At 55.4% G+C, this 1,078-nt stretch carries 1 rRNA gene; it reads left to right on the top strand.

What is annotated here, in order from left to right:
• Positions 1-127 precede the first annotated feature (127 nt).
• Positions 128-1,078: ribosomal RNA gene (locus BTM36_RS06875) — 23S ribosomal RNA — on the top strand; the annotation flags it as partial.

Below are 1,078 nucleotides of genomic sequence, written 5' to 3'. Positions count from 1 at the left end.
CAGGTTCGGATGCGCGTGTGCGTAGGGTGCGAGCACACGATTGAAGTGCGCATCGGTGCCGCGGATGGACGATATTGTGTTTTTTTTTAATGATCCGGCGGCCCCCGAGATCTCCGCTCTTCCCCTCCACGCCGCTCTTCCGATCCCCCCGTCGGTGGCGCACCTGGGCCCCGCGATCGTGGGCCTGGACCCCCCCCCCGCCGACCCTGAGCACGCCCGCGGCCCCTACGCGCGCACCAAGGCCGCCGCCGAGATCGGAAGAGCACACGTTGAACTCCAGACCGTCTCCTCCAGCACCTTGCCCCCACATAACCTAACAACACCCCCAGCTAACCACACGAACACTGAGTGGAGGCCCGAACCGACGTATGTTGAAAAATGCGGGGATGAGGTGTGGGTAGGGGTGAAAGGCCAATCGAACACGGAGATAGCTGGTTCTCTCCGAAATAGCTTTAGGGCTAGCCTCAAGATGATGAGTACTGGAGGTAGAGCACTGATTGGACTAGGGGCCCTCATCGGGTTACCGAATTCAGTCAAACTCCGAATGCCAGATACTTAAACTTGGGAGTCAGACTATGGGTGATAAGGTTCATAGTCGAAAGGGAAACAGCCCAGACCACCAGCTAAGGTCCCAAAGTATACGTTAAGTGGAAAAGGATGTGGAGTTGCTTAGACAACCAGGATGTTGGCTTAGAAGCAGCCACCATTTAAAGAGTGCGTAATAGCTCACTGGTCGAGTGACTCTGCGCCGAAAATGTACCGGGGCTAAACGTATCACCGAAGCTGTGGATTGTTCTTACGAACAATGGTAGGAGAGCGTTCTAAGTGCTGTGAAGTCAGACCGTGAGGACTGGTGGAGCGCTTAGAAGTGAGAATGCCGGTATGAGTAGCGAAAAAAGAGTGAGAATCTCTTTCACCGAATGCCTAAGGTTTCCTGAGGAAGGCTCGTCCTCTCAGGGTTAGTCGGGACCTAAGCCGAGGCCGAAAGGCGTAGGCGATGGACAACAGGCAGATATTCCTGTACCACCTCATGACCGTTTGAGCGATGGGGGGACGCAGTAGGATAAGGAATGCGCAC

The sequence above is a fragment of the Herbaspirillum sp. VT-16-41 genome, from assembly GCF_001994935.1.
Taxonomy (GTDB): domain Bacteria; phylum Pseudomonadota; class Gammaproteobacteria; order Burkholderiales; family Burkholderiaceae_D; genus Herbaspirillum; species Herbaspirillum frisingense.
This window is presented reverse-complemented; position numbering and strand designations above follow the sequence as displayed.